This window comes from Pedobacter sp. AK013 (assembly GCF_014205835.1).
Lineage (GTDB): Bacteria > Bacteroidota > Bacteroidia > Sphingobacteriales > Sphingobacteriaceae > Pedobacter.
Map to the genome: position 1 here is coordinate 78,185 of NZ_JACHCQ010000031.1, position 6,000 is coordinate 84,184.

The 6,000-nt window shown below is 41.3% G+C and carries 7 protein-coding genes; 5 read left to right on the plus strand and 2 right to left on the minus strand.

Annotated elements, in window-relative coordinates:
• Window positions 1-23: 23 nt before the first annotated feature.
• From HDC90_RS19265 to HDC90_RS19275, 3 genes are all read left to right on the plus strand, one after another.
• Window positions 24-584, plus strand: a complete 561-nt coding sequence (locus HDC90_RS19265; protein ID WP_184469291.1) for an RNA polymerase sigma factor — start codon at window positions 24-26, stop codon at window positions 582-584.
• A complete protein-coding gene (locus HDC90_RS19270) occupies window positions 565-834 on the plus strand; it encodes a hypothetical protein (protein ID WP_184469293.1) in 270 nt (89 codons plus the stop codon). Before HDC90_RS19265 ends, HDC90_RS19270 begins: the two co-directional genes overlap by 20 nt.
• Before the next feature lie 78 nt (window positions 835-912).
• The gene (locus tag HDC90_RS19275) at window positions 913-1,602 is read left to right on the plus strand and encodes an ATP-dependent Clp protease proteolytic subunit (protein WP_184469306.1); all 690 of its coding nucleotides are present in this window, start codon (window positions 913-915) and stop codon (window positions 1,600-1,602) included.
• A gap of 75 nt (window positions 1,603-1,677) precedes the next feature.
• On the opposite strand, the gene HDC90_RS19280 is transcribed toward HDC90_RS19275, so the two are convergent.
• On the minus strand, window positions 1,678-2,904 hold the full coding sequence (locus HDC90_RS19280) for a phage tail protein (RefSeq protein ID WP_184469295.1): 1,227 nt from the start codon (window positions 2,902-2,904) through the stop codon (window positions 1,678-1,680).
• A gap of 447 nt (window positions 2,905-3,351) precedes the next feature.
• The gene (locus HDC90_RS19285; protein WP_184469297.1) at window positions 3,352-3,888 is read right to left on the minus strand and encodes a hypothetical protein; all 537 of its coding nucleotides are present in this window, start codon (window positions 3,886-3,888) and stop codon (window positions 3,352-3,354) included.
• 801 nt (window positions 3,889-4,689) lie between these two features.
• Between HDC90_RS19285 and HDC90_RS19290 the strand changes: the two genes are divergently transcribed.
• Together HDC90_RS19290 and HDC90_RS19295 are read left to right on the plus strand one after the other, a co-directional pair.
• Window positions 4,690-5,097 (plus strand): helix-turn-helix domain-containing protein, encoded by a 408-nt coding sequence (locus HDC90_RS19290; RefSeq protein WP_255497757.1) that lies wholly within the window; start codon window positions 4,690-4,692, stop codon window positions 5,095-5,097.
• Window positions 5,087-5,650 carry a PIN domain-containing protein gene (locus HDC90_RS19295; RefSeq protein ID WP_184469301.1) on the plus strand — a complete coding sequence of 188 codons (564 nt, stop codon included), beginning with the start codon at window positions 5,087-5,089 and terminating at the stop codon, window positions 5,648-5,650. The genes HDC90_RS19290 and HDC90_RS19295 overlap by 11 nt, the downstream gene beginning before the upstream one ends.
• The last annotated feature ends 350 nt before the right edge of the window (window positions 5,651-6,000 follow it).

The following is a 6,000-nucleotide window of genomic DNA, read 5'->3' on the forward strand; positions in this document are numbered from 1 at the left end:
ACTATAATAAAAGCATAGTAATCATGACAGCAACATTCATTAATGAGAAGCCCAGCCAGCGCGAAGCACTTTTTATGAAACTCTACAAAGAAGCCTTTCCTTTGGTTGCAAGACATGTGAGCAAGATGGGCGGATCATTTGACGAGGCGAAAGACATTTTTCAGGATGCACTGATAATATATTATGAGAAAGTACAGGTTTCGGGGCTAAAGTTGAGGTACCGGGAAAAAGCCTATTTATTTGGGATCGCCAAATATTTATGGATCAAACGTTACCAGGAAAACGACAGGCAGGTTGCTCTTGATTCTTTTAGTCTTGTTTTTAATGAAGAGATCGATTGGGCAGATACCGGATACGAGGAAGTTTCTTCAGGGAAACTGTTGCGTTTACTGGAGCAGGCCGGACAGAGATGTATGCAATTGCTCAGTGCTTTTTATTATGAAAAACTCGATATGGAAACACTGGCAGGGCGTTTTGGCTTTTCGGGCGCGCGCTCTGCAACCGCCCAGAAATTTAAATGCCTCGAAAAAGTTAAAAATACCGTTAAAGCTAAATCCTTAACATATGAAGACATTGTTGAATGAGCTCCGTTTAATTGAGCATTATCTGCTGTCGGACGATAAGGATGGAGAAAGTTTCCTGCTCGAAGCCAAAATGATTTTACAGCCCGAACTCAAAGAGCAGGTATACTGGCAGCAGAAAACCTACCAGGTGGTGCGCGATTATGGCCGGAAACAGCTGAAAAACGAAATCAATAACATTCACGAAACGCTGTTCAATACCGAAGCGCATCAAAGTTTCAGGCAAAAGGTAATGCATTTGTTCGGCAAATAAACAATCAATTTAATTTATAAATCGTGCTCCATTATTGGGGCAGGGGCATCGTTATGCCTAAAATTTAAAAGCAATATGATGAATATTAACCAGGAATTCCGCCTTTATGCAGTAAAACACCAGCGCTTAAACAGCCTCTATGTAGATCAGTATATGAGCAGAACTGCTGCTTATACCTTGCCGGTTGCCATGACGCCCTATATCACGGAAGAACGCCAGCTGAATGTGGCACAAATGGATGTCTTTTCGCGGTTGATGATGGACAGGATTATTTTTTTAGGCGAAGCCGTTGAGGAGCGGAATGCAAATGTAATACAGGCCCAATTGCTTTTTTTGCAGTCGGTTGATGCCAAAAGCGACATCCAGTTGTATATCAATTCGCCAGGTGGATCGGTGTATGCAGGTTTAGGCATTTACGATACCATGCAGTTTATCGAGCCTGATGTAGCGACCATTTGTACGGGTATTGCCCTTTCTATGGGTTCGGTATTGTTGTGTGCAGGTGCTGCTGGTAAACGTTCGGCTTTGCAGCACTCGCGGGTCATGATCCATCAAACCTCAAGTGGGGCAGAAGGAACCGCTATTGATATGGATATCAGGATTAAAGAGGTGCTAAAAGTGCAATCAGATCTTTACCATATTCTGGCGAAACATAGTGGACAAAGTTATGAACGGATCAACGAATTAGCCAGTCGCGATTATTGGATGAGCGCCATCGAAGCAAAGGAATTCGGAATGATAGATGAAGTGTTAACGCGCGAGGGGTAAAAAAGTAATCAATAAAGAGCCAAAATGCCTGTGTGACTCTTTATTGATTTTAAAATAATTATACCGTATAATGCCTTAGTTAATTTTGATATAATAATAAACAGATACGTTTTTTGGCCTTGTCTCCGTACTTATTCTGGGCTCACCATATCCGGCGGGTATCCTTCCCTCAGTATTTATGGCTGCTGTTCCTTCAACAGTATACCTTTGCCTTGGTGTATTTGGCGCCTGCTTCTCAGCAATAAGTACAGCAACATTGTCTTTATCAAGATGTTTATGACCCTGGAAAGAATCACTTTGATAGCCACCAACAACGCGGGTATCCGGATCACTTTTCTCTTTAGCTACTGCAGGTACGGGCTGGTAAGGATCAAAAATGTTTAAGCCCCTCACAAACATCCCCCGCAAATCGGGTACATTAATTTGCGATGTGAGTATCTGAAACTTTGAATTAGGAACCGGGCGGCCATCACAAGGTGCCCACTTACTTTTATTGGAGGTAAAAATTCCCCCCGGACTCTTGTCGTGATTTTTCGTAACGGTATTAAACTGTTCATAGTTCAAATAAGAGGTAATAATGGTTCCAATCGGAAATTCCTTGGTACTGGTAATATTATCCTGTGCCGAAGCTTTGCTGGAGAATGATCCCCGGTCGGTTTGAATGGTTAAAATCACATCTTCATTGGCAGGCCGCTTACAGGTTACCAGTGTGGTAAAGCCTTTTAATGATTCTCCTACATCGAGTTTACCACTTAATAATGCGCTGGTGGGGTATACGTTAAACGAGGTAACTTTTGGCATGGAGTCGCCTGGTGATGATGGCCGGTAATGGATGGTAAACACCACTGCATCTTCTGTTTCAACATTTGTACCCTGAATAAAACCATATAGGTTGTTCTGCCCGTTTTTGGTTACGCAATTAACGTAGGCTTCATATAAATTGGTGTTTGGTACCGATTGCAGCAGCATTTGGGCGTTTTCAGCACCTATATTCAGCTCGGTAATAGACAATAACTTGGTTTTTAATGCTGTAAACTTATCTTCCGAATCATTTGCACCGATTGAAAATGGTACCCCTTTAATGGGGATGGTTAAAGAAGCACCCCATTTACCGGATTTCATGTCCGATTTGAAGGTTTCGGAAAGATAATAAGTTCTTAAATCTTGACTAAATGAGTTGGTGTTCGTCATTTTAGTAAAAGAATAGAGGCCGTCGGACAATAGTTTTTCACATTCCTGGGCATAGACTGTTGATGTTATTGAACCAGACAATAACAAGGGTATTAGTAGTTTGCGTATCATTGGATTTTGATTTTAAGCAAGTTAAAAGATCGATTTTTCTTATGAAATACCTAATAGAGGGTATTATACGTCATTTTTCCTCATTCTAGGGCGAGTTTTAATGCCCATTGCCTTAAGCACTGGTCTGGCTTGTACCTTAGTATTTTAGAGATTAAACCTTTACAGCAATGACGACCGCGCTGATGGATTCTGCCGATGATAGCATAGTCGAAAGTTATTTATTTCGATTTATTATGCTTAAGGAGTCTTATAAGACTCGGGCTAGTAACGAAAATAATTTAACCACAGATAAAAAAGATGCACACAGCTATAAAAATCTGTGTTTATCTGTGTGCATCTGTGGTTAAAAATCTTAACCACCCCGCCCTTTGGGCACCCCTCCTAAATTAGGAGGGGAGTGGCCTCTCAAAGCAGCATAAGGTAAGTGGCCAATTAAAAATTTGAACGTTATGCTGTGGCTGCTAAATAGATCGTTTCATTACATTCATCACCCTCAAAAGACTTACACCAGGCATCGCAAGCGGCAAGCCAATCAAAAATCATTTTATAGGCAACGGTAATTTCGGCTGAAAAGTTTAGGCTTGCACCCTCAAAATCTTCTTCCTGAAAAATGTAGGCATTTAAGCCATCATATAGCAGTTCTGATAGGTGTTCTATATCGAAATGGCCAACGGCTTGCAATTGATAAACCTGGTTTTGGGCATATTGCTGAAAGGTATCTTCATTGGCCAAAGGTTTCGTTTTGGTAAATAGCTTGATGATGTTGTTTACATCGTAAAGGGTGTTGGCAATGGTAATGGGTTTGTGTTTGCCTGAACGTGGATCGGGGCCGGTACAGGCGCTGAGCATTTCGGTAAGGAGTTGATTTACATCCGATAAACTAATCATATCGAAATAGGCTTCAATCAGTTTCCGGAATTCGGTTACAGCTGCTACCTGATTTGGGAGCTGTGTGTCTGGGTTTTTACAATTGTTGTTCTGCATAACATTTGATAAAAAAGTTCCTGAGTGCTGCAGAACAACAATTAACTCTTTTCAGAGATATTGAAAGATGCGGGTCTAAGCCGCTCACTCAGGAATATTGTGAAATTTTTAATTTATTTTATGTCTCTCCGATTAAGTTAAAAGATATTGTTAATTACTGTTCTGCACTACTAAGATAAGCACAATTAAATAATTCACGAAATCTTTTTGCTCAAATAAGGCATAAATGGGGCGGTTTTATACTTGCAGCTCATAGTTCAGAGGTTGCAGTCGACAGTTCCAACGTTGCAGTCGATAGTTCAAACGTTGCAGTCGATAGTTCAGACATTGCGGTTGGTAGTTCAGACGTTGCAGTCGATAGTTCAGATGTTGCAGTCGGTAGTTCAAACGTTGCGGTCGGTAGTTCAGACGTTGCAGTCGATAGTTCAGATGTTGCAGTCGATAGTTCAGACATTGCGGTCGACAGTTCAGACGTTGCGGTCGACAGTTCAGACGTTGTAGTCGATAGTTCAGACCTTGCAGTCGGTAGTTAGCTAGTCATTGTACCACCTATTAGTTGCTCTTTATTGTAATTAAATTTCATTTCTCCCTGTTTTCGTATTCTTAACTTTTTACAGTTTTTTGGTTCGTACTGTTATGATGTATTTCTTTTCTCAAACTATTGCTACTTTTGGTTTGTTGGCTTTTTGTTTATTTTACTTATTTCGTTTATTTCGTTTGTATTTTTTGTTTAACTTAGTAAAAAATTGCAGCATGATTTCAACTGATCAAATACGCCGTCCTTCCAAAACAGAGCAGAAGATGGCCATAGAATCTTTACCAGCTTTATCATCGATACTCTCCAACATTCATTCTGAACAGACTGAGATTGAGATTGAGGAGACGGGCGAACGCATTAAGATACCTGCCAGGGCTTTGGTATTTCTTGGCGATATTTTAAAGGCTATGGGTGAAGGTAAGCCTGTTTCTATAGTTCCAATGGCAACAGAGGTAACTACTCAGAAGGCAGCCGAGATATTGGGATGTTCAAGACCATATTTAGTAAAATTACTGGAAGAGGGCGCTATTGAGTTTATCAAAGTGGGCAAACACCGCAGGATAAAATTCGAGGATGTTGTGGCTTACAGAGAAAAGATGAAAGTACAGCAGAAGAACAATATTATCGACATCATGAGCGCTGACGAGGAACTCGGATTGTATGATTCATAGTGTAAGGTTTAAGGCTGTACTGGATACCAATGTAATCTATCCAGTTATGATCAGGGATTTGCTTTTCTGGTTTGCGCATTACGATCTTTATACGCCCAAGTGGGGTACTAATATTTTCTGTGAGTGGAAAGAAGTGATGCTCAGGCATGGCGTGGAAGAGAGGGAAGCTGAAAAGCGGGTGCAAAAGGCAAACCAGGCTTTTCCGGATGCTTTGGTGGGTAATTATGAAGGCCTTATTTCGCAGCTTCAACTACCGGATGAAGATGACCGTCATGTGCTTGCGGCTGCAATTAAAACGAACGCAAATGTGATTGTTACCAATAACCTCAAGGATTTTCCAGAGGAATATCTGGACACTTTCGGCCTGAAGGCCAAAAGTGCCGATGATTTTCTTACCGATATTATCGATTTGAATCAGGAGCAGGCAATTAAGGCTTTCCGCGAGATGGTGCTGAACCGGAAGAATCCCGCAATGGATGAATATCAAGTGTTGGAAAGCCTGCGTAGGAATGGGCTTATCGATACTGCAAATTATTTGCACGCGCTATTATAAATCCTCGTAACATCCTTATTAATTAAAGCACAAGTCATCCAGCCGGCCAGCCTAGGTACTAAGACTTGCGCTGTTAATGGGATAGTTCAGACATTGTGCAACAGCCACGGTACGCGTGTACCATCGGGTGATGGTAGGTAATCGAAGAAAAAACCTCAATTTTGCAAAAGATTGAACCGAAGAACAATCCTTGAACTTTGCAACTTCGCTCCGTTGGTGCAAAAAAAGCTGATAGTAGTTTTTTTATAATTCACTATTGGGCATTTCGGCAAAAATGGCCAGCCGTTCCGCATTTAAACTGTCACCCCATTTCGCTTTAAAGTGACCACCTGTTTCGGGGCAAACTGGCC

Coding starts and splice junctions, on each gene's coding strand:
- HDC90_RS19265 (WP_184469291.1), top strand. CDS start 24: ATGACAGCAACATTCATTAATGAGAAGCCCAGCCAGCGCGAAGCACTT.
- HDC90_RS19270 (WP_184469293.1), top strand. CDS start 565: ATGAAGACATTGTTGAATGAGCTCCGTTTAATTGAGCATTATCTGCTG.
- HDC90_RS19275 (WP_184469306.1), top strand. CDS start 913: ATGAATATTAACCAGGAATTCCGCCTTTATGCAGTAAAACACCAGCGC.
- HDC90_RS19280 (WP_184469295.1), bottom strand. CDS start 2,904: ATGATACGCAAACTACTAATACCCTTGTTATTGTCTGGTTCAATAACA.
- HDC90_RS19285 (WP_184469297.1), bottom strand. CDS start 3,888: ATGCAGAACAACAATTGTAAAAACCCAGACACACAGCTCCCAAATCAG.
- HDC90_RS19290 (WP_255497757.1), top strand. CDS start 4,690: ATGGCCATAGAATCTTTACCAGCTTTATCATCGATACTCTCCAACATT.
- HDC90_RS19295 (WP_184469301.1), top strand. CDS start 5,087: ATGATTCATAGTGTAAGGTTTAAGGCTGTACTGGATACCAATGTAATC.